This is a genomic window from Acinetobacter sp. SwsAc4 (genome assembly GCF_013391535.1).
Lineage (GTDB): Bacteria > Pseudomonadota > Gammaproteobacteria > Pseudomonadales > Moraxellaceae > Acinetobacter.
Genome location: NZ_JACAXC010000001.1, coordinates 238,469 through 259,597, shown reverse-complemented (window position 1 = coordinate 259,597; position 21,129 = coordinate 238,469). Strand labels below are relative to the sequence as shown.

Below are 21,129 nucleotides of genomic sequence, written 5' to 3'. Positions count from 1 at the left end.
CTTTGAAAGTTAAATTATTTATTTAACTTAATGAATTACCATGCTTTTTGCAATATTGCACGAAGATCTTCTAAATTCGCTTCTTTTGGGTTGTAAATGATTGAACCATCATTTAAGGCTTTTTCAGCAACTTCGTCTAACTGCGCTTCTGTCACTTTACCCGTTTCACGTAAAGTACGTGGAAGTTTAGTAAGCGTGAATAAACGATCACGCATGGTTAAAATAGTTGCAATGGCTTTTTCTGCTCGCAGATGAGCAGGTGTCTGTGCATAAATATCTGCACCTGCAAGTGGAAGCAATAATTCACCAATCTTAGCACCATTGACTTCTTTGTTGTATTCAAGCACATATGGCAAGAATAAGTTCATGCAAAGACCATGGGGTAGGTGAGCCACCGCACCCAGAGCATGGCCAAGTGAGTGAACCAGACCAACCATTGAATTAGAGAATGCGATTCCCGCCATAGTTGATGCTTGAGCAAGCTCTAAACGACCTTGTGCATCACTTGGATTGTCTAAAACTTTGAATAAGTTTTCACTAATTTTCTTGATGCCAGCACTTGCATAAGCATCGCTTAAAGGATTCGCTGCTAAGCATGTATAAGCTTCAACACAGTGAGTGAGTGCATCCATACCTGTCATTGCGGTTAGGTGTGGTGGCAATGTTTGTGTCATGCGCGGATCAAGAATCGCTGCATGTGGCATGAGATAGTAAGAAGCAAATGCAAGTTTGACATTTTTTTGCGTATCAGAAACGACAGCAACCATAGTTGCTTCAGAACCTGTACCAGACGTTGTCGGAATCACGAAGAATGGTTTTAATGGTTTTGGTAGGTTATGCGCACCTGAGTATTGCAATAAATCATCGCCACCTTCTGAAACTAAAATATTAGTTGCTTTGGATGTATCAATAACCGAACCACCACCAATCGCAATAATCGCATCACATTTTTTTTCACGATACAGTTGTGCTGCTGCACGTACTACTTCCAAGCTTGAATCAGGTGGAACGTCATCAAAAATTGCACCAATTACAGCATCTGTTGTGCTAAAAGCAGCTTCAATTGGGCTGAGTAGACCATTTGCACGTACGCCTTTATCGGTAATGATCATTGGGCGTTTTGAACCAAGAGTCGCAAGTTCAAAAGGGATGTGCTCTAACGCAGCATTACCAGCAATTACCTTTACAGGACAAAAAAATTCGTAATAAGGCTTAGCCATGTTATGCGCTCCGTTTGAAATATGATTGTGCGACTTTGAGGTAGATATTTTTTGCGCCAGTGAATTTTTCTTTGAATGTTAATTCAGCTGGATAACGTTTCACAGCAAGTGAGGCAATTAATTTAGGTAGAATTAACGCTTCCATTTTATTTAAACAACGCACTAAGCGAATGGCACTTGAAACATCACCATCAGCAATCATACGGTCATTGGCAAATGCTTGAGCAGTACTTTCTTGGAAAGAAAATACCAGAAAAGCATGAGTTAAATGTTTGAAGGTAATTGTTAAATCGGGTTTGCCTTTATAGTTGGATAAAAGCTCTAATTGTTTTTCTTCGGTCACTCGTGCAATAAATGCAGGACCATTTGGGAAAACATTCATTGAAAGTATAAAGCCAACTGGAAATTTAGAGACTTCCTGTTGTACTTCGTCATCCACTTGGCTTGCCATTACTAAACCACGACCGACGACATCCATCATGAGTTTTACGTAGGCAAATTGCAAAGTGGGCTTCACTGCTTTGGTCGAAATCACTCGCGTATCCCTTGTTAAAATTATGCAAAAGCAAATTTAGAGTAATTACTCTAATTTATTTCTTTGGAATTTAAAAGTAGTTTATTCAGATTTGACTATAAGGTCATGAAAGAAATTCGTATTTTGTAAATAGCGAATAAAATCATGACAAAGTTGCTCAAAGCTTGGGTAATCTTCAAGCAAGTCTTGCAAGCGTACCATTTCTAAACCTGCGTATCCACAAGGATTAATGGTTTGAAAGCCTGTTAAATCACAATCAATATTTAAGGCTAAACCGTGGTAACTACGACCACGGCGAATTTTAAAACCTAAAGACCCGATTTTACGACCATCAACATAGACTCCTGGCGCATCAGGCTTAGCGTAAGCATCAATGTTGTATTGTTTCAGCAAGTCAATCATGGCTTGTTCAGCAAAGCTGACTAGAGTTCGAACATGCCATTTCAAACGGTTTAAATCTAATAGGAAATAGGCAACGAGTTGACCCTTACCATGCCAAGTGACCTGTCCCCCGCGATCAGTATGGACAACTGGAAGGCTGCTGTGCGTAAGGATATGTTCAGCTTTGCCTGCTTGCCCTTGAGTCAAAACATCTTGATGTTGTAATAACCAAACTTCATCGGGTGTGGTTTCATCACGATGAGTTGTGAAGTCTTTCATTGCTTCAAAACGAGCTGTGTAGTCTTGTAGATCATTGAAACAACGAATGATTAAAGTAGGTTTTACAGAGCTCATTACAATAAAATTTCCTTTGCAGCTTTGAAGGGATAAGTGATTTAATTATTTAATTATTTAATTTAGATAAATAGGGGTGATCTAAAAGTCGTACGTTATTTTTTATTAAAAAAAATCCAAAACACTTTCGTATTTTGGATTTCTTATTTAAAGCGCTGTCTTAATTAAAGGGCAGGCTGCAAGATCAGCATATAGCGCATGAACTTGTTCTAACTCTTCAAAGCGTAATTGTGCGGTTAAAGAGTGGTATTTACCTGTACGTGAAGGTTGTACTTTTACTGTGCCACCATCGAATTCAGGGAAGTGCTTCTGCAAAATATCAACAACAGCCACTCGAAGTTCATCCCCTGCATTACCAATCAATTTGATTGGATAGTCCATCGGGAAAACCCAAAGATGTTCTTGTAATTCACGAGAAGGAGTGCGGTCTAACATGAGCAACCTCTTTAATTTGAAACGCCTGCATCAGTGCAGGCGCTTATGATCTAATCACTAGATGGGGATGAAGTGTTGAACTTCAAGTCCTGCGCTAAACCAATACCATGCATTGGTCTAGCACAAGATTTCTCAAAGATTAGTCGTTTTCCAAGAATGAACGTAAATGTTCAGAGCGAGAAGGGTGGCGAAGTTTACGTAACGCTTTCGCTTCAATCTGACGGATACGTTCACGTGTTACGTCAAACTGTTTACCTACTTCTTCTAAAGTATGGTCGGTTGGCATATCGATACCAAAACGCATTTTTAAGACTTTAGCTTCACGTTCTGTTAAGTTTTCAAGCACTTCACGTGTCGCTTCTTTTAAACCTTCTGAGGTCGCAGCATCGACTGGAGATGTGATGTTTGAGTCCTCAATGAAGTCACCAAGATGCGAATCTTCATCATCACCGATCGGTGTTTCCATCGAAATCGGTTCTTTTGCGATTTTAAGTACTTTACGAACCTTAACCTCGTCCATTTCAAGACGCTCACCTAATTCTTCAGGTGTCGGTTCACGTCCCATTTCTTGAAGAAGTTGACGTGATACACGATTGATCTTGTTAATCGTTTCAATCATGTGGACTGGAATACGAATAGTACGCGCTTGATCGGCGATTGAACGAGTAATCGCCTGACGAATCCACCAAGTTGCATAAGTCGAGAATTTATAACCACGACGATATTCAAACTTGTCTACAGCCTTCATCAAACCGATGTTGCCTTCTTGAATCAAATCAAGGAATTGTAAGCCACGGTTAGTATATTTCTTCGCAATTGAAATAACCAAACGTAAGTTTGCTTCAACCATTTCTTTCTTGGCACGACGTGCTTTCGCTTCACCAACTGCCATACGTTTAGAGATATCTTTGATATCTTTTACGTTCAAACCAAGGTCTTTCTCAATATCGGCAATTTTCTGTTGGAATGCCAATACGTCAGGGCGCACTTTTTCTAAATGTGCTTTGGTTTCAGCAGGGGCTTTCGCGATTTGTTCATCTAACCAAGCTGGATTTGACTCTTGTTCAGGGAAGGTTGTACGGAATTGATTACGATCCATACGACCACGACGCACTGCATAACGCATGATTTCACGTTCGTTGGTACGAATTTGCTCATGTGTGCCACGAATCATTTCTGAAATGATGTCAAATAAACGTGGTGTGAATTTGAACATCATAAAGACGGCAGCTAAAGCTTCTAGTGCAGCTTTTGCTTCGTCACTATTGCGACCATGTTTTGCTAGAATTGCTTTTGTATCATTCCAAGCAGCTTCTAGTTCAGAAAAACGAACTTTGGCAATTTCAGGATCTGGTCCAGATTCACCTTCAGAATCATCATCACCTTCAGATTCTTCGTCTTCGTCATCATCGTCAAGTTTTACATCTTTCGTCGCAGGTGAAGCGCTTTCAGCTTCTTCAAGTTCTGCTTCTTCTAGTACTTCTGGAATGTCATCATCAGTTTCTGGGTCTAAATAGCCAGAAAGAATATCAGCAAGACGACGCTCACCTGTTAAAAAGTCATTATATTCTTGTAAAACGACTTCAACAGCATTTGGCCAATAAGCAATTGAATGTAAAACGTCACGAATACCTTCTTCGATACGTTTTGCAATGCTAATTTCGCCTTCACGTGTTAAAAGTTCAACTGTCCCCATTTCACGCATGTACATACGTACAGGGTCAGTGGTACGACCAGGCTCACTTTCAACCGATGCGAGTACGGCAGCAGCTTCTTCTTCAGCGACTTCATCCGCAGCTTCAGTAGATTCACCAAACATGGTGTCATCAGTTTCTGGCGCACGTTCATGCACTGGAATACCAACGTCTTGAAGCATCTGGATGATGTCTTCAATCTGCTCACTTTCCGTAATTGAGTCTGGTAGATGATCGTTAACCTCAGCGTAAGTTAAGTAACCTTGTTCTTTGCCTCGGCTAATCAGAGCCGCTACTTGCGAAGTAGGGGAATTCATATCGCTCATCTTTGCTTACTCTTTTGTTGAATCTGTGGCGGTGAAAAACCGTGCATGATAGCACAATTCACGAGGAATGTTTTGGATTTGATCCGCTAGCTTTAAATAAAAAATAGGTTGGATTGAACTGTAGTTTCTTAGATATTGGGATGTGTCATAATTTTTCAAGCAGAGAATTCCTATTCAAGAATTTTTTTATTTGTACAATTGTTAGAATATAAATACACAAAAAAAACGATGAAAAAAAGTACAAAACACCATTTTATAGTAAAAAAATCAAATAAAACTTGACAAGGTTTGATAAGACGGATAAATAGCGGCTAGACCCATTTATATTTTTTCATTTAGAGGTACTGTTAGTGTCTTCTACAGATTTCGAATTAGATGATGATAACTACGGTGAGGATGATGTTGGTTTTGATGAGTCATCAGGCAAAATCAGTGCCAAAGAATCATTAGAAAAGCGCCGTTTGATTGATGATCTACTCGCTCAACGCCGTTTAGAACGAGAATTAAAAGATTTCGATTATGATTTCGACGACGATGATTTGGATGACTAAAGTGAAGCAAAATTGCTAAGACTTTATGTTTGAAAATGTTATGCTGTTGCCGTGTATTTAAAATTTGGATCATAAAATGAGCACATTAGATTTAGACTTATTGAGTAATTTTCTTGACGGTGATCAAAATGAGCACGGTTTAGATTTTGCAGCGACTCATGGCTTTTTGTGTGCTATTGCGGTTGGTCCAAAATTTGATCGTTGGTTGGATGAGCTTTTTGAGAGTAATCAAAAGAAAGTTCCTAGTGAAATCATTGAACAAATCAAAGCTTGGTTAGAGTCTATTCGCCAAGATTTAGCCAATGAAAACGGAATTGAATTCCCTTTTGAAATTGAAGAAGCAGATGTTGACTCAAGTTTAGGTGATTGGAGCGTTGGTTTTGTTGATGCAATGTTCTTAAATGAAGAGGCATGGTTTGCTCCAGAGTTTGAAGAACAATTGGTTGATTTAACTTTACCAATTATGGTGTTTAGTGGCATTGATGAAGAAGATCCACAAATGGAATCTTTCCGCCGCAATGGTCAATTGATGGATGAATTAGCAGAAGAAATTCCTGATAATTTGAACGAAATTTATCTTATGTATCACACGCCAGCGTGATGCTATATCTTATGTGGTTATAAAAGTAATGCATAATTTGACACCAAATTAAATATTAAACGTCCTTTAGAGGACGTTTTTTATATCTCGTTTGGGAGTTAAGGTTTTTGTGATTGAGGAAGCATCAAGTGGAGATCACTATTCAATGTTTTTATATTTCTCTTCGCTATTTAATCTATTTGTGGTGATTTGACCAGAGACCAAACATTTTCATAGGCGATTACTTTACCCTTAAGATTCTCTGTTATCGTTTCCAATAATTTAATTTGATAATGCGTTGCATAATGCTCAGTTAATTCATGTTCAGGAACGGAGAATGGTGGTCCTTTAAGTGAGTTTTGATTATATTCAAGGCTAATTAATAGCTGAGGTGCTTGTTTTGTAATGTCTAACAAATGTTGTGTGTATTGGCTTCGCATTTGCGGTGGAAGAGCGATTAGGGCAGCTCGATCATAAACAGCATCTACATCACCAAGTTGTTGTGCTGTTAACTGGAAAAAATCACCAACGAATAATTCAATTTGAGGATGTTGATAGTGATTCAATTCAGCTGATTGTGCCTCTTTAAAGCTCAATCCTAAATTTGAAATAAGATCTTGGATTGCAATAGGGCTAAGATCAATACCAACTATTTGATAACCCTGATTTATTAGCCAGCTTATATCTAAACTTTTACCACAAAGTGGAACAAAAATACGAGCATGAGGCTTTAAATCTAATGATCTAAAATATTGGGTGAGTAGGGCGTGAGGTTGGTCTTGATGAAAACCAATATTATTGTTTTGCCATTTGTCATGCCAAAAATCATGTTGCATTATTTGAACCTCAGTATCCATTTAAATAGAGTTGAAAATGTCATCTACTATTTTTTTGATAAATAGAATTTTTTGATTAAAAGCCAAAGTACGTATGCTATTGCAATAACTAAAATAATAGTGCCAATACGCTGTGTAATAGCACTCATCAATGCTGGATTTTCACTAAAATGATAACCAATATAGGCAAGTAGGGTGGTCCAAAGGATTGTACCTGCAGCACTGTAAGCCATGAATTTACTAAAAGGCATTTGGCTCATACCTGCTGGGATACTAATTAAAGAGCGAACTGCAGGTACCATACGACCAAAAAAAACGATCCTATGCCCATATTTTTCAAACCAAGCCAATGATTTTTCAAGATCAGCAACACTAATACGTAGGTATTTTCCGTAGCGTTCGACAAGAGTAAAAAGGTGGTGTTGCGGAATTTTTCTACCAATCCAATACAGTAATGCCGCGGCTAGGAGTGAGCCGATACTACCAGCAATAATCACTCCGATTAAAGTCAGTTCACCTTTTGCCGCGGTATAGCCTGCGGATGGCATAATGATTTCGGATGGAATTGGTGGGAAAATATTATCAAGAAACATTAAAAATGCGATACCCAAGTATCCTAGTTTCTCCATGATGGATAATACCCAGCCTTCCAGTCCCATAGCGCCTAAATGTGATTTGTGAGTTAGGGGTTAGAATAATGCTTGTCTAAATAACTCTCAATGATGTATTGGTTAATAATTTTGATGATTAAAATAAAAAAGCCTTAGTTTGAGCTAAGGCTTTCTATTAAATCTTTATACTTATTTATAGGCGTTTGCGTTTTGCCGCTGCAATTTGTGACTGACGCATACGGAAGCCAGCTTTTTGTTTATCCGTAGTTTTATCAATACAGTAAACACAAGACACACCGTGTTCATAGCTTGGTAAATCAGCTTCAACCTTAGTAAGCGGCCATCCACAAGCGTGACACTTAATATTTTCACCTTCTTCAACGCCGTGAGTCACCGCAGTACGACCATCAAATACGAAGCATTCACCTTCCCACATACTTTCTTCGGCAGGGGTTTCTTCTAGATATTTTAAAATACCGCCTTTGAGATGATAAACTTCCTTAAAGCCTTCTTGAAGAAGGAGAGAAGTTGATTTCTCGCAACGAATACCGCCCGTACAGAACATCGCAATTTTTTTGTCTTTGTGCTGCTCAAGGTTTTGTTTTACATATTCAGGAAATTCACGGAATGTTTCCGTTTTGGGATCGATTGCACCCTTGAATGTACCCGCTTTGTATTCATAGTCATTACGAGTGTCGATCAGGATCACGTCATCACGGCTAATCAGCTCATTCCACTCTTTAGGATCAAGATAATGGCCAACCAAATCACGTGGCTTAACGTCGACACCTAAAGTGACAATTTCATTTTTAAGTTTAATTTTCATTTTACGGAATGGTTTTTCAGAGCTTTCAGACTCTTTATATTCCATTGCATTGAAACCTTCGTTTAAAAGGAATTGATGAACGGTATCAATTGCGGCACGGTCGCCAGCAACAGTTCCATTAATTCCTTCAGACGCTACAATCAGAGTTCCACATAAATTGATGCTCTTCACTAAGTTCAAAAGACGTTGTTGCAGGTCTGCTGCATCTGAAACTTCTTTAAATTGATATAGTGCCGCAACAACCCAATTATTGGTCGCTTGCTGTTCTACAGGTGCAAGCTGTTCTACAGTAGCGTTCATGGATAACTCCAAATGTATTAAGATAGAAAAATAAGGCGCACATTTTAGCGCGAAATCTGAAAATAAGCGAGAAAGCCATAAAACAAATATGGTTTTAAAGGAGTTGGTTTTGAGTAACGATCGTCGAATTCCATCATTGACCCCCTGTGCAGGACGTTGCTCAACGGTATTTGGTGATCTGGTTTGTCGTGGTTGTCGACGTTTTAATCATGAAGTGATTCAGTGGAACACCTACACGCCTGAGCAAAGACTCATGGTTTGGAGGCGATTGGATGCACAACTGGACCAGATTCTGGTGCCATTGTTGCCCAATGCCAGTCTCCAGCATGTCGAGGGCTTTATCCACGGCAAGCACATTCGTATTCTGGAAAGCGCAAGTGCTGGGCGTAAGCTGTATCATGCTTTAAAAGTCTGTGAGAAAAATAAGCATTTGGCACATGATAGTGGGCTTGGTATTACAGATTCACAGGTTAAACCCATTTGGGATGAGTTTGAGCGTCGTGTGTTGGCTTTGGCGAAAGCGAGTTATGAATTGGCATGGTTACGTGCTGATGGTATCAGTGCAACCTTGTTACGTGCCTTGGAAGATGATGAGATCTAAAAAGCTTTTTTTCGAAAAGTTAGCCAATAAATAACCATTTCAGCAATTAATACATTGATCGTCCAGCCTAACCATGCTTCAAGCTGATAAATGTGGATTGGTGTAAGCCAATCCCAATAGGGTTGAATTTGGTAAAGTGTAAGTTTCCATGTTCTTAAGCTTAATGCAGATAATGCTAAAGCAAAACTTCGAATCATCCAGTTACGATGTGCGATCCATTTTTTTTCAAAAGCATAATAAAGTGCAAATAGGGTACTTGTTCCCCATAATAATCCAAGAATGACAAAGCAGATTTGAGTACTTAGACCTCCATTTGCTGAGATTGCAAGAATGAAGCCGCTAGGCAAGGCGGCTCCAAGTGTTGCAATAATATAAAGCCAGCCCGCATAGCGATGTAAACGTGGTGTGTTGTTACGAATTGAATGTGAGAATTGGGTAAAACCCGCCAATAATACCAAGCTGCTAGTGATAACATGAGTTTGAAATGCAAAGCGCCAAGGCTGAGAGTGTACGACATCTTGCTTAAGAACTAAAAAATTGGTGCTATCCGACCAAGGGAAATAATTCAGGCAGATTTTAAGCATTAACCAAGATAGATAGCCGAAAACTAATATGATGATCAATTGAGAGAATCGGTTGAGTATTTTCCACATAAATATTGATCACTGATATGCTGTGCAAGCAAAATAATTTAAATAGTCTTTTTAGATGAGAACATTAAAATGAATAAGCCTAAACAATTATTAATTGCGATTGCTATTTTATCAAGCACTCCGCTGACTTTAGCACAGCCCCCTCAAATAGCACCTTCATGGACAGGGTTATATAACGATGAACAAAAAATTTCTTTGTTTATGCAGCAAAAAGGTAATGATGTTAATGGTTATAGTGTTTTGAATGGTAAGCAATTAAATTTTAAAGGGAAAATTAAGCAAACTGATTCAAATTATACATTAACCTTGAATGAGGTTGGGCAAGGTGTGGATGTTGGTCGATTCGTATTGAATTATAAGGGAAATGCTTCACCGATTGAAGCGCAATGGTTGTCTGTAAGTCAAACGGTAAAACCTAAATTTTTTAGTTTAAATGCACAGCAATGTAAATATGCAAAAGGGCAAGGTGAATTTCCTGATGCTTCGGTGCGTTTGTTGAAAGATGCTGATTTACAAGTGCCTTTAGGGCAGTTGCAATATATGCGTAATGAAATTTATGCACGTCATGGTTATGCTTTTCAGAACAAAAATTGGGCAACTACATTTTCGCAATATGATTGGTATATGCCTTGCTATACCAATGTGGATACACGTCTAACTCAAATTGAAAAAGAAAATATCAAGCGGATTAAAATGGTCGAACCTTATGCAAAAGATATAGATTGGGGGCGTTAAGATATTTCTATTTTTTGTGCATAAAAAAGCTGCCATTTGGCAGCTTTTTTAACATTAATTTTAAAAGTAAAATTAACGTTTGATGTCGCGTTGAGTCGAGCCTGTGTAAAGCTGACGTGGACGACCGATCTTGTAAGGACCGCTGTGCATTTCTAACCAGTGGCTGATCCAACCAACAGTACGTGCAAGAGCGAAAATTACAGTAAACATTTCTGTTGGGATACCAATCGCTTTTAAGATGATACCTGAGTAGAAGTCTACGTTCGGGTAAAGCTTACGCTCTACGAAGTACGGGTCGTTCAATGCAATACGCTCAAGTTCCATAGCAAGCTGCAATTGTGGATCGTTGATGCCTAATGCTTCAAGAACTTCGTCACAAGTTTGCTTCATTACTTTAGCGCGAGGGTCAAAGTTTTTATAAACGCGGTGACCGAAGCCCATAAGCTTCACTTCTTTACGTTTTACTTTTTCCATGAATTCAGCAACGTTTTCAACGCTACCAATTTCATCTAACATTTTAAGTACAGCTTCGTTTGCACCACCGTGAGCAGGTCCCCAAAGTGCAGAGATACCAGCAGAGATACATGCATATGGGTTCGCACCAGTAGAACCAGCAAGACGAACTGTAGACGTAGATGCATTTTGCTCGTGGTCAGCATGAAGCGTAAAGATACGATCCATTGCACGTGCAAGAACAGGATTTACTTTGTAGTCACGATCAGCAGGCGTAGCAAACATCATGTGCAAGAAGTTTTCTGCATAACCTAAGTCATTACGTGGGTAAATGAATGGTTGACCTACAGTGTACTTGTAGCTCCACGCTGCAAGCGTAGGGATTTTCGCGATTAAGCGAATTGCAGTAATTTCACGATGGTTAACATCTTCGATGTCTAAACCGTTGTGATAAAACGCAGATAATGCACCTACTACACCAACCATGATTGCCATAGGGTGAGCATCACGACGGAAACCATTGAAGAAACGGCTTACTTGGTCATGAACCATAGTATGGTTGCGAACTTTAGCATCAAATTCTGCTTTCTGTTCAGCATTTGGAAGCTCGCCATTTAATAATAAGTAGCAAGTTTCTAAATAGTCTGCTTGAGTCGCTAATTGATCAATCGGATAGCCACGGTGTAATAACACACCTTTGTCACCATCAATGAATGTGATCTTAGATTCGCAAGCAGCTGTCGCCATAAAACCAGGATCGAAAGTAAAATGACCAGATGCTAATACATCTTTAACGTCAATTACATCTGGGCCCAATGTGCCGCTGTAAATTGGTAATTCAATTTCTTTGCCATCAAGCTGTAATACGGCTTTTTTGCCAGTTGCTGCAGACATTCAATAGATCTCCTGTCCTGGTGAATGATTATCTGACTCGAAATCCTAATCTTGTCATGTGCGAATCAGACGGTGTCAAAATTTGCTATAAGATTAGTGGCTACTAAAATTTTGTCAATTATACTTAGGGATAAAAAATAACGTTATTGCAGTCAACTAGTCATTTAGTATCAAAGAAAAAATTGAGTAAAATCACAGCATCGGTCGAGTATAATATGTCAAATCAGGTTTGAGGTGCATAAAAAAAATGAAGCACCAGTACAATTGTAAGTAAATTTTTATCCGAGTTATATTTTGGTGCTTAAAAAATAAATACTTACCACAATTCAAAAGCCTATATATCTCAGGGTTTAGAATTAACTATCCATTAAAAAATAGATTAAAAGTTTTATATATTGAGTCACAATTGATTCATTATGGTGCGATTAACTGTATAAAAAATAGCTTATTTTTTGTGGCTAATTGGTGTGAGGAAACAGATTATTGATCCCTGATATTTAATATATAAATGAGGGGTATTATTTTCGCCTATATTTAAGATTGTATTTTTTGATTAATTTTTAGACATTAAGTGGAGTGTTATTGAAATATATTAGAAATAATTTTGACAAAAAATTTAGTAAACTAAAAAATAATAACTTATATTTTATTTTTATATAACAGTAATATATTGGGTTTTATTGCTGTTTCCAACGCAGCTTAAACACGCATTAAATGTGAATGATTCTTATTTCATTGGATTTTCGACTAAAGCGAAAACTGATTGTTTGTATTTTGATATTTCACGTTTTATAATTCGTTGTCGTTATATAGGTTAGGCGTGCATTATGCTTGCCTGACTATGCCAGCTTTCCTTTGAATTAATTCAAACAAACTCCAGATGGAGTTTCTACCTACAGGATGCCCGCTGTGAAAAGCAACAGACCTGTCAATTTGTCCATGGGTCAGGTGTTAGCGGTAAATTTACGCTCACCCGTGGCTATTGCATCAATTCTACACCGTTTATCAGGTGTAATCGTTTTCTTATTAGTCGCTGTTCTTTTGTGGATTTTGGATAAATCTTTATCTTCACCAGAAGGATTTGACTACGTTAAAAATGTCGTTTTCGGAAATATCATTGTACGTTTCATCGTATGGGTATTTGTAGCTGGGTTAATTTTCCACTTTATTGCAGGAATCAAGCACTTGCTTGCTGACATGGGTTTTGCGGAAGAATTACAAAGCGGTCGTATCGCAGCTACTATTTCATTGATCTTGTCTGCGCTTGGAATTATCGCAGCTTTCGTATGGATTATGTTCTGATGAAAAGTGCTACAGGTTTAACAGGTTCAGGTTCTCGCGATTGGTATATCCAGCGTGTGAGTGCGGTTGTATTGGCTGCCTATACTGTTGTTCTGTTTGGCTGGATTCTCTGCAACAGCGGATTTGGCTATGAACAGTGGGCTGGCTTTATGTTGACTCTGCCAATGAAGATTTTTTCTTTGCTGGCCGTATTATCGCTCGTTGCACATGCCTGGATTGGGATGTGGCAAGTCTTTACTGATTATGTAACGACTCGTCAAATGGGTTCTTCGGCTTCAGGTTTACGCCTTGTACTCACTACAGCTGTCATTATTTCAGTGTTCGTGTACGCAATCTGGGGTATCCAGATTTTCTGGGCAAATTGATAGGAAGAGATCATGGGCGCAATTAACCCTAAAGAAGATTATTCAAATATTCAAAACCTCACTTTCGATGCAGTTATTGTTGGTGGTGGTGGTTCTGGTATGCGTGCTTCTTACCAACTTGCTCAAGCTGGTTTAAAAGTTGCAGTATTGACCAAAGTATTCCCGACACGTTCGCATACTGTTGCTGCTCAAGGCGGTATTGGTGCATCGTTAGGTAACATGCAAGAAGATAACTGGCATTATCACTTCTATGACACGGTTAAAGGTTCGGATTGGTTAGGCGATCAGGACGCAATCGAGTTCATGACACGTGAAGCGCCAAAAGTTGTTTATGAGCTTGAACACTTAGGTATGCCGTTTGACCGTAACGAAGATGGTACGATCTATCAGCGTCCATTTGGTGGTCACTCTGCAAACTACGGTGAAAAAGCTGTACCACGTGCGTGTGCTGCTGCTGACCGTACAGGTCATGCATTACTTCATACTTTGTATCAAAGTAACGTAAAAATGGGTACTCAGTTTTACGTTGAATGGATTGCATTAGACCTAATCCGTAACGAAGCAGGTGATGTTCTTGGTGTAACCGCAATCGACCAAGAAACAGGTAACATTGCAGTATTCCAAGCGAAAGCGACTTTATTTGCTACTGGTGGTGCTGGTCGTGTTTATCGTGCATCAACCAATGCTTATATCAACACTGGTGACGGTCTTGGTATGGCTGCTCGCGCAGGTATTCCATTACAAGATATGGAATTCTGGCAATTCCACCCAACGGGTGTTGCGGGTGCGGGCGTATTGTTAACTGAAGGTTGTCGTGGTGAAGGTGGTATCCTTCGTAACAAAGACGGCGAACCATTTATGGAACGTTATGCTCCAACTTTAAAAGACTTGGCGCCACGTGACTTCGTATCACGTTCAATGGACCAAGAAATTAAAGAAGGTCGTGGTTGTGGTCCTAAGGCGGATTATATCTTGTTAGATATGACGCATTTGGGTGCTGAAACGATTATGAAACGTCTACCATCTGTATTTGAGATTGGTAAGAAGTTCGCAAACGTTGACTGTACCAAAGAGCCAATTCCAGTTGTACCAACAATCCATTATCAAATGGGTGGTATTCCTACGAATATTCATGGTCAAGTGGTTGTACCACACGGTGTTGAAGAGGGTGAATTCTCTGCGCACTATGATAAAGATACGAAAGAGTATTCTTATAAAGGTACACGTGACTATGTGAAACCAGTAAAAGGTTTCTATGCGATCGGTGAATGTTCTTGCGTATCAGTACATGGTGCAAACCGTTTAGGTACAAACTCATTGCTTGACCTTGTGGTATTTGGTAAAGCAGCGGGTGAACACATCATTGACTACGTGACTAAACATCATGGTGATGACTATCAACCGCTTCCGACTGATGTGTTGGAAAACACATTAAAGCGTATTCGTAAGTTAGATGATTCAACGACGGGTGAAAACGCGCAAGAAGTTGCTGATGCAATCCGTGACATCGTACAAGATCACGCAGGTGTATTCCGTACTCAAGCATTGCTTGATAAAGGCGTAAAAGAAATTCTTGCGATTGAGCCACGTGTTCGTAACATTCATTTGAAAGACAAATCTAAAGTATTTAACACTGCACGTGTTGAAGCATTGGAAGTTGAAAACTTGTATGAAGTTGCGAAAGCGACTCTAATTTCTGCTGCTGCACGTAAAGAATGTCGTGGTGCGCATACAGTTGTTGACTATGAGTTAGCACCTGATCACCCAACTTATTCATACGGTCGCCGTGATGATGAGTGGATGAAGCATACTTTATGGTATTCATCAGACAACCGTCTTGAATATAAGCCGGTACGTTTCAGCCCATTAACGGTTGAAGCAATTGAACCTAAGCCACGTACATTCTAATCGGGAGAACAAAGATGAGTAGAGGTACTCGTACATTCGAAATCTACCGCTATGATCCTGATAAGGATAAAGCGCCGTACATGCAAACTTTCAAACTTGAGTTAACCGATAAGCACCGTATGTTGCTTGATGCGTTACTTGCGTTGAAAGTACAAGATGAGTCATTAACATTCCGTCGCTCTTGCCGTGAAGGTATTTGTGGTTCGGATGGTGTGAACATCAATGGTAAAAATGGTTTAGCGTGCTTGTGGAACTTGAACGATTTACCAGAGAAGATCGTGATCCGTCCTTTACCTGGTTTACCAGTGGTAAAAGATTTGGTTGTAGACATGAACCAGTTCTATGATCAATATGACAAGATCCAACCGTTCTTGATTAACAATCAGCCTGCACCAGCAAAAGAGCGTTTGCAGTCTCAAGCAGATCGTGAACATTTAGATGGTCTATATGAATGTATTCTTTGTGCATGTTGTTCAACATCATGCCCATCATTCTGGTGGAACCCTGATAAGTTTCTCGGACCATCTGCATTGTTAAATGCATATCGCTTTATCATTGACTCTCGTGATACGGCAACACAAGAGCGTTTGGCTCGTTTAGACGACCCATTCTCTTTGTTCCGTTGTAAAGGGATCATGAACTGTGTATCAGTTTGTCCTAAAGGTTTAAACCCGACGAAGGCAATTGGTCACATTCGTAATATGTTGTTAGACCAAGCTGGTTAATACAGTTTTCTGACATGTGAAAAGGGAACTTTTTAAAAGTTCCCTTTTTTATTTTGTTTAAATCCTTTTTTGTGTTGGGAGGTGCAAGGCTTATTATCGAGTCCTTAAAAAAATATTATTGAGTGTTGAAATTTATAAATTTTGAGCTTAATAAAAATGACTTGGATGAATAGGAAAAATGAATGATCTATTTTTAGGCGCTCTGCATAATGTTTGTGCAAGAATTGTAGAAAATCTTTAACTTTGGTCGATAAGGGTGCAACAATTATAAAAAGGGCGGTATATTAGAATATAATTAAGAATGTGTATTTCGCTGCTTTATAGATGGTATGTGTCAAAAAAATCAATTCGTACATGAGAACATGTTACGATTTCTGCCACGACCTGAAGTAAAAAATAAGCATATTCCTGATGTTATATCGCTCTAATGCTTACCAATTGTATGGATATAGTTTGGGTTAAAGTCAATTTAGAAAAGTTAATATTTTTGTTAATTTTTCTAAAATGGTTTGCAAAAAATTGCTCGATTTCATCGAGTATAAGGATGAGTTATGTGCTTTGAATTGAAAGTGCATAGCTCATTTATTACATCAAAAGGAATACTCCTGATGTGTAGTGATAATGTCTCAAGGTTGGATGATCTTGAGTAGTAGTGTCATGTTACCAATTTGATACTATGAATCATGGGTGTGCTTAAAAGGCAACCTGTATTATTTTTTGCAATAGGAAATGGGTCCAAAAATGCAAGAAGTTGCTGACGCACTGCGTCTTGACACTGAACTTTCCGCTGATAGTGCAGCGTATATTGAAGAGCTTTACGAACAGTACCTAACTTCTCCAACCTCAGTGTCAGAGGATTGGCGTGAATATTTCGATAAATACCCTAAAGGTGATCAACCACACGGCAGTGTGCGCGAGCAATTCCTCCTTTTGGGTCGTAATTCAAACCGAGTTCAACCTGTTGTACAAAGCACTGTAAGTACAGAACATGAGCGTCGTCAAATTGGTGTATTACAACTGATTGCTGCTTATCGTAACCGTGGTCATCAAAAAGCCAAACTTGATCCATTAGGCCTTGCGAAACGCGAAGAAGTTCCAGATCTTGATTTATCTGCACACGGTTTAACCAAATCTGATTTAGATACTGTATTTAATACAGGTAACCTCGCAATTGGTAAAGCAGAAGCAACATTGTCTGAAATGGTTGAATCCATGGAAGCAATTTACTGCTCTTCAATCGGTGCGGAATACATGCATATCGTTGATACCAAAGAAAAGCGTTGGATTCAACAACGTTTGGAAGGTGCTCGCGGTAAATTCAACTATACCAATGATCAGAAAAAAGGTTTTCTTGAGCGTTTAACCGCTGCGGAAGGCTTAGAGAAATATCTTGGTAATAAATTCGTTGGTGCAAAACGTTTTGGTGTAGAAGGCGGTGAGTCTTTTATTCCAATGATGAATGAAATCATTCAACGTGCAGGCAGTGTCGGTTGTAAAGAAGTTGTGATCGGGATGCCACACCGTGGTCGTCTGAACCTTCTTGTGAACATCATGGGTAAAAATCCAGCGGATCTTTTTGGTGAATTTGAAGGCAAGAGCCTACATAAAAAAGGTTCTGGTGACGTTAAGTATCACCAAGGTTTCTCTTCAAACGTAATGACTCCGGGTGGCGAAGTTCACTTAGCATTGGCGTTTAACCCATCGCACTTAGAGATCGTTGGCCCAGTTGTCGAAGGTTCGGTTCGTGCACGTCAAGTTCGTCGTAAAGATATTGGCGGCGATGACGTTCTTCCAGTGATTGTACATGGTGATGCTGCATTTGCGGGTCAAGGTGTAAACCAAGAAACCTTCCAAATGTCACAAACACGTGGTTACACAGTGGGCGGTACCGTTCACATCGTGATCAATAACCAAGTGGGCTTCACAACTTCTGATCCGCGTGATACACGTTCTACAGAGTATTGTACTGACGTTGCGAAGATGATTCAGGCGCCGATTTTCCATGTGAATGGTGATGATCCTGAAGCTGTGATTTTCGTAACTCAGCTTGCACATGATTTCCGTCATACTTTCCGTAAAGATGTCATCTTAGACTTGTTCTGCTACCGTCGTCGTGGTCATAACGAAGCGGATGAACCTTCTGCAACTCAACCATTGATGTATCAAGTGATCAACAAGAAAGCAACAACACGTACGTTGTATGCTGATCAATTGGTTCAAGAAAAAGTGCTTGATCGTGCAAGTGCTGATGCCATGGTTGAAGGTTATCGCTCTGACTTAGAAGCAGGTAATCATGTTGCCAATGCTTTAGTTCGTGAACCAAACAAAAAAATGTTTGTAGATTGGTCGCCATATTTAGGTCATGAATACACAGATATTTGGGATACAACTTTTAGCATCGATCGGCTAAAAGAACTTGGTTTGAAAATGAATACATTACCAGAAGGTTTTGTATTACAACGTCAAGTTCAGAAAGTGATCGAAGATCGCGTGAAGATGCAAACAGGTGAAATGCCACTCAATTGGGGGGCTGCCGAAACTTTAGCTTATGCATCTTTGCTTGACGATGGCTTCCTTGTGCGTATCACGGGTGAAGATGTGGGTCGTGGTACATTCTCGCACCGTCATGCCAAATTACATAACCAAGTCGATGGTTCGGTTTATATTCCACTTTGTCATATCAAAGAAAATCAGCCACGTACTGCGGTCTATGACTCTTTGTTGTCAGAAGAAGCAGTGCTTGCATTTGAATATGGCTATTCAACGACATTGCCAAAAAGCTTAATCGTTTGGGAAGCACAATTTGGTGACTTCGCAAACTGTGCACAAGTTGTTATTGACCAATTTATCGCTTCGGGTGAAACCAAGTGGGAGCGTGTGTGTGGTCTAACCATGTTGTTACCACATGGTTATGAAGGCCAAGGTCCAGAGCATTCATCAGCACGTTTAGAGCGTTTCTTACAGCTTTGCGCTGAAGACAATATGCAAGTGATGACGCCGACAACACCAGCGCAGATTTTCCATGCATTGCGTCGTCAAGCGGTTCGTCCGATTCGTAAGCCAATGATTGTAATGTCACCAAAATCATTACTCCGTCATAAACTTGCGACTTCAACTTTAGATGAATTAGCAAACGGTTCATTCCAAACCGTGATTGATGAAGTTGATCAAATCAATAAAGCTGATGTGACTCGTTTAGTTCTTTGTGGTGGTAAGGTTTATTACGATTTACTCGAAAAACGTCGTGAGCTTGGTCTAAACCATATTACGATCGTTCGTATCGAACAATTGTATCCATACCCAGAACAACGCTTAGCTGAGGTTATGGCTCAGTATCCAAACATTCAAGAACTTGTTTGGGCACAAGAAGAGCCGAAGAACCAAGGTGCTTGGTTATTTATCGTTCCTCGTTTATATGAAGACGTTCTTAAATCAGGTAAACAAATTCGTATTAGCTATGCTGGTCGTGACGCATCTGCCGCACCTGCTTGTGGCTCGCCATACTTGCATGCAAAACAACAAGCTCAGCTTATCAATGACGCACTTGCGATTGAAGTTGAACAATCAGGAGATTCTAAATAATGGCAACCGAAATTAAAGCACCGGTATTTCCAGAGTCAGTTGCTGACGGTACGATCGCAACTTGGCACAAGAAAGTAGGTGAACCTGTATCACGTGATGAAGTGATCTGTGACATTGAAACCGATAAAGTTGTTTTAGAAGTGGTTGCTCCAGCTGATGGTAGCTTAGTTGCAATCATCAAAGGTGAAGGCGATACAGTTCTTTCTGACGAAGTGATTGCTCAATTCGAAACTGGTGCTGTTGCTGCGGCTGCTCCTGAAGCTGCTGCACCAGCAGAAGCGGCGCCTGCTGCATCTGCCCCTGCGGTGGCTGCATCAACTCAAGCAGTTGATCAAAACCAAGCGCCTGCAGTTCGTAAAGCATTATCTGAAACTGGTATCAATCCTGCTGACGTTCAAGGCACAGGCCGTGGTGGTCGCATCACTAAAGAAGATGTTGCTAGTCATCAAGCTAAACCTGCTGCATCAGTTCAACCATTAAGCGTTGCTGTCGGCGAGCGTATCGAGAAACGTGTTCCAATGACACGTTTACGTAAGCGTGTTGCTGAGCGTTTATTGGCTGCGACACAACAAACTGCAATGTTAACAACGTTCAACGAAGTTAACATGAAACCAATTATGGAAATGCGTAAGCAATATAAAGATGCTTTCGAAAAACGTCATGGTGCACGTTTAGGCTTTATGTCTTTCTTCGTTAAAGCGGCAACTGAAGCGTTAAAACGCTACCCAGCTGTAAACGCTTCTATCGATGGCGACGATATCGTATATCACGGTTTCTATGACATCGGTGTAGCTGTTTCTTCTGACCGTGGTTTAGTTGTGCCAATCCTTCGTGATACTGATCGTATGAACTACGCTGAAGTTGAAGGTGGAATTGCTGCATATGCTGCTAAAGCACGTGAAGGCAAATTATCGATCGAAGAAATGACGGGTGGTACGTTCACGATCACGAACGGCGGTACTTTCGGTTCATTGCTTTCAACACCTATTTTAAACCAGCCACAAACTGCAATCTTGGGGATGCATAAAATCCAAGAACGTCCTATGGCGGTAAATGGTCAAGTTGAAATCTTGCCAATGATGTACTTAGCACTTTCTTATGACCACCGTCTAATTGATGGTAAAGAAGCAGTAGGTTTCTTAGTAACAATTAAAGAATTGTTAGAAGAGCCAGCTAAACTTATTCTTGACCTATAACTTATTATTTAAAAATCATCCCTAACTTTTCTTTAATTAAGAAAGTTCAATCCCCTTAATCAAAAG

General features: G+C 39.7%; 20 protein-coding genes. 10 read left to right on the top strand and 10 right to left on the bottom strand.

What is annotated here, in order from left to right:
• Window positions 1-35 precede the first annotated feature (35 nt).
• From HYG88_RS01200 to rpoD, 5 genes are all read right to left on the bottom strand, one after another.
• Complete coding sequence (locus tag HYG88_RS01200) at window positions 36-1,220, bottom strand: iron-containing alcohol dehydrogenase (protein ID WP_005161786.1); 1,185 nt, start codon at window positions 1,218-1,220, stop codon at window positions 36-38.
• Between the two features lies 1 nt (window position 1,221).
• Window positions 1,222-1,755 (bottom strand): hypothetical protein, encoded by a 534-nt coding sequence (locus HYG88_RS01195; RefSeq protein WP_005161783.1) that lies wholly within the window; start codon window positions 1,753-1,755, stop codon window positions 1,222-1,224.
• 81 nt (window positions 1,756-1,836) lie between these two features.
• Window positions 1,837-2,490 carry a lipoyl(octanoyl) transferase LipB gene (lipB, locus tag HYG88_RS01190; protein WP_178882421.1) on the bottom strand — a complete coding sequence of 218 codons (654 nt, stop codon included), beginning with the start codon at window positions 2,488-2,490 and terminating at the stop codon, window positions 1,837-1,839.
• A 147-nt stretch (window positions 2,491-2,637) separates the two neighbouring features.
• Complete coding sequence (locus HYG88_RS01185; protein ID WP_004664473.1) at window positions 2,638-2,925, bottom strand: YbeD family protein; 288 nt, start codon at window positions 2,923-2,925, stop codon at window positions 2,638-2,640.
• 139 nt (window positions 2,926-3,064) lie between these two features.
• Complete coding sequence (rpoD, locus tag HYG88_RS01180; RefSeq protein ID WP_178882420.1) at window positions 3,065-4,945, bottom strand: RNA polymerase sigma factor RpoD; 1,881 nt, start codon at window positions 4,943-4,945, stop codon at window positions 3,065-3,067.
• Window positions 4,946-5,295: 350 nt separating this feature from the next.
• Between rpoD and HYG88_RS01175 the strand changes: the two genes are divergently transcribed.
• Together HYG88_RS01175 and HYG88_RS01170 are read left to right on the top strand one after the other, a co-directional pair.
• Window positions 5,296-5,496 carry a PA3496 family putative envelope integrity protein gene (locus HYG88_RS01175; protein ID WP_004664469.1) on the top strand — a complete coding sequence of 67 codons (201 nt, stop codon included), beginning with the start codon at window positions 5,296-5,298 and terminating at the stop codon, window positions 5,494-5,496.
• A gap of 76 nt (window positions 5,497-5,572) precedes the next feature.
• Window positions 5,573-6,097, top strand: coding sequence for a YecA family protein (locus HYG88_RS01170; protein WP_005161776.1), 525 nt, complete (start codon window positions 5,573-5,575; stop codon window positions 6,095-6,097).
• Between the two features lie 170 nt (window positions 6,098-6,267).
• Here the strand turns inward: HYG88_RS01170 and tmpT are convergent, their stop codons facing one another.
• The 3 genes from tmpT to HYG88_RS01155 all read right to left on the bottom strand — a co-directional run bounded on the left by tmpT (window position 6,268) and on the right by HYG88_RS01155 (window position 8,649).
• Window positions 6,268-6,912: a thiopurine S-methyltransferase gene (gene tmpT, locus HYG88_RS01165; RefSeq protein ID WP_178882419.1), complete on the bottom strand. Its 645-nt coding sequence runs from the start codon at window positions 6,910-6,912 to the stop codon at window positions 6,268-6,270.
• Window positions 6,913-6,959: 47 nt separating this feature from the next.
• Complete coding sequence (locus HYG88_RS01160; RefSeq protein ID WP_178882418.1) at window positions 6,960-7,571, bottom strand: DedA family protein; 612 nt, start codon at window positions 7,569-7,571, stop codon at window positions 6,960-6,962.
• Window positions 7,572-7,716: 145 nt separating this feature from the next.
• Entirely contained in the window at window positions 7,717-8,649 is a 933-nt protein-coding gene (locus HYG88_RS01155) for a rhodanese-related sulfurtransferase (protein ID WP_178882417.1), read from the bottom strand.
• Between the two features lie 109 nt (window positions 8,650-8,758).
• Between HYG88_RS01155 and HYG88_RS01150 the strand changes: the two genes are divergently transcribed.
• Window positions 8,759-9,250 carry a DUF1289 domain-containing protein gene (locus HYG88_RS01150; RefSeq protein WP_178882416.1) on the top strand — a complete coding sequence of 164 codons (492 nt, stop codon included), beginning with the start codon at window positions 8,759-8,761 and terminating at the stop codon, window positions 9,248-9,250.
• On the opposite strand, the gene HYG88_RS01145 is transcribed toward HYG88_RS01150, so the two are convergent.
• Entirely contained in the window at window positions 9,247-9,903 is a 657-nt protein-coding gene (locus HYG88_RS01145; protein ID WP_178882415.1) for a DUF2306 domain-containing protein, read from the bottom strand. The genes HYG88_RS01150 and HYG88_RS01145 overlap by 4 nt on opposite strands.
• A gap of 69 nt (window positions 9,904-9,972) precedes the next feature.
• On the opposite strand from HYG88_RS01145, the gene HYG88_RS01140 reads away from it, so the two are divergent.
• On the top strand, window positions 9,973-10,638 hold the full coding sequence (locus tag HYG88_RS01140; RefSeq protein ID WP_178882414.1) for a YARHG domain-containing protein: 666 nt from the start codon (window positions 9,973-9,975) through the stop codon (window positions 10,636-10,638).
• A gap of 72 nt (window positions 10,639-10,710) precedes the next feature.
• On the opposite strand, the gene gltA is transcribed toward HYG88_RS01140, so the two are convergent.
• Window positions 10,711-11,985: a citrate synthase gene (gene gltA, locus HYG88_RS01135; RefSeq protein ID WP_005161757.1), complete on the bottom strand. Its 1,275-nt coding sequence runs from the start codon at window positions 11,983-11,985 to the stop codon at window positions 10,711-10,713.
• Window positions 11,986-12,885: 900 nt separating this feature from the next.
• On the opposite strand from gltA, the gene sdhC reads away from it, so the two are divergent.
• The 6 genes from sdhC to odhB all read left to right on the top strand — a co-directional run bounded on the left by sdhC (window position 12,886) and on the right by odhB (window position 21,063).
• Entirely contained in the window at window positions 12,886-13,287 is a 402-nt protein-coding gene (gene sdhC / locus HYG88_RS01130; RefSeq protein ID WP_087536948.1) for a succinate dehydrogenase, cytochrome b556 subunit, read from the top strand.
• Window positions 13,287-13,652 carry a succinate dehydrogenase, hydrophobic membrane anchor protein gene (sdhD, locus tag HYG88_RS01125; protein ID WP_087536947.1) on the top strand — a complete coding sequence of 122 codons (366 nt, stop codon included), beginning with the start codon at window positions 13,287-13,289 and terminating at the stop codon, window positions 13,650-13,652. Before sdhC ends, sdhD begins: the two co-directional genes overlap by 1 nt.
• Window positions 13,653-13,664: 12 nt before the next feature.
• A complete protein-coding gene (gene sdhA, locus HYG88_RS01120) occupies window positions 13,665-15,560 on the top strand; it encodes a succinate dehydrogenase flavoprotein subunit (protein ID WP_004664448.1) in 1,896 nt (631 codons plus the stop codon).
• A gap of 14 nt (window positions 15,561-15,574) precedes the next feature.
• Complete coding sequence (locus HYG88_RS01115) at window positions 15,575-16,285, top strand: succinate dehydrogenase iron-sulfur subunit (protein ID WP_005161752.1); 711 nt, start codon at window positions 15,575-15,577, stop codon at window positions 16,283-16,285.
• Window positions 16,286-17,026: 741 nt separating this feature from the next.
• On the top strand, window positions 17,027-19,867 hold the full coding sequence (locus HYG88_RS01110) for a 2-oxoglutarate dehydrogenase E1 component (RefSeq protein ID WP_178882413.1): 2,841 nt from the start codon (window positions 17,027-17,029) through the stop codon (window positions 19,865-19,867).
• Window positions 19,867-21,063 carry a 2-oxoglutarate dehydrogenase complex dihydrolipoyllysine-residue succinyltransferase gene (odhB, locus tag HYG88_RS01105; protein ID WP_178882412.1) on the top strand — a complete coding sequence of 399 codons (1,197 nt, stop codon included), beginning with the start codon at window positions 19,867-19,869 and terminating at the stop codon, window positions 21,061-21,063. Before HYG88_RS01110 ends, odhB begins: the two co-directional genes overlap by 1 nt.
• The last annotated feature ends 66 nt before the right edge of the window (window positions 21,064-21,129 follow it).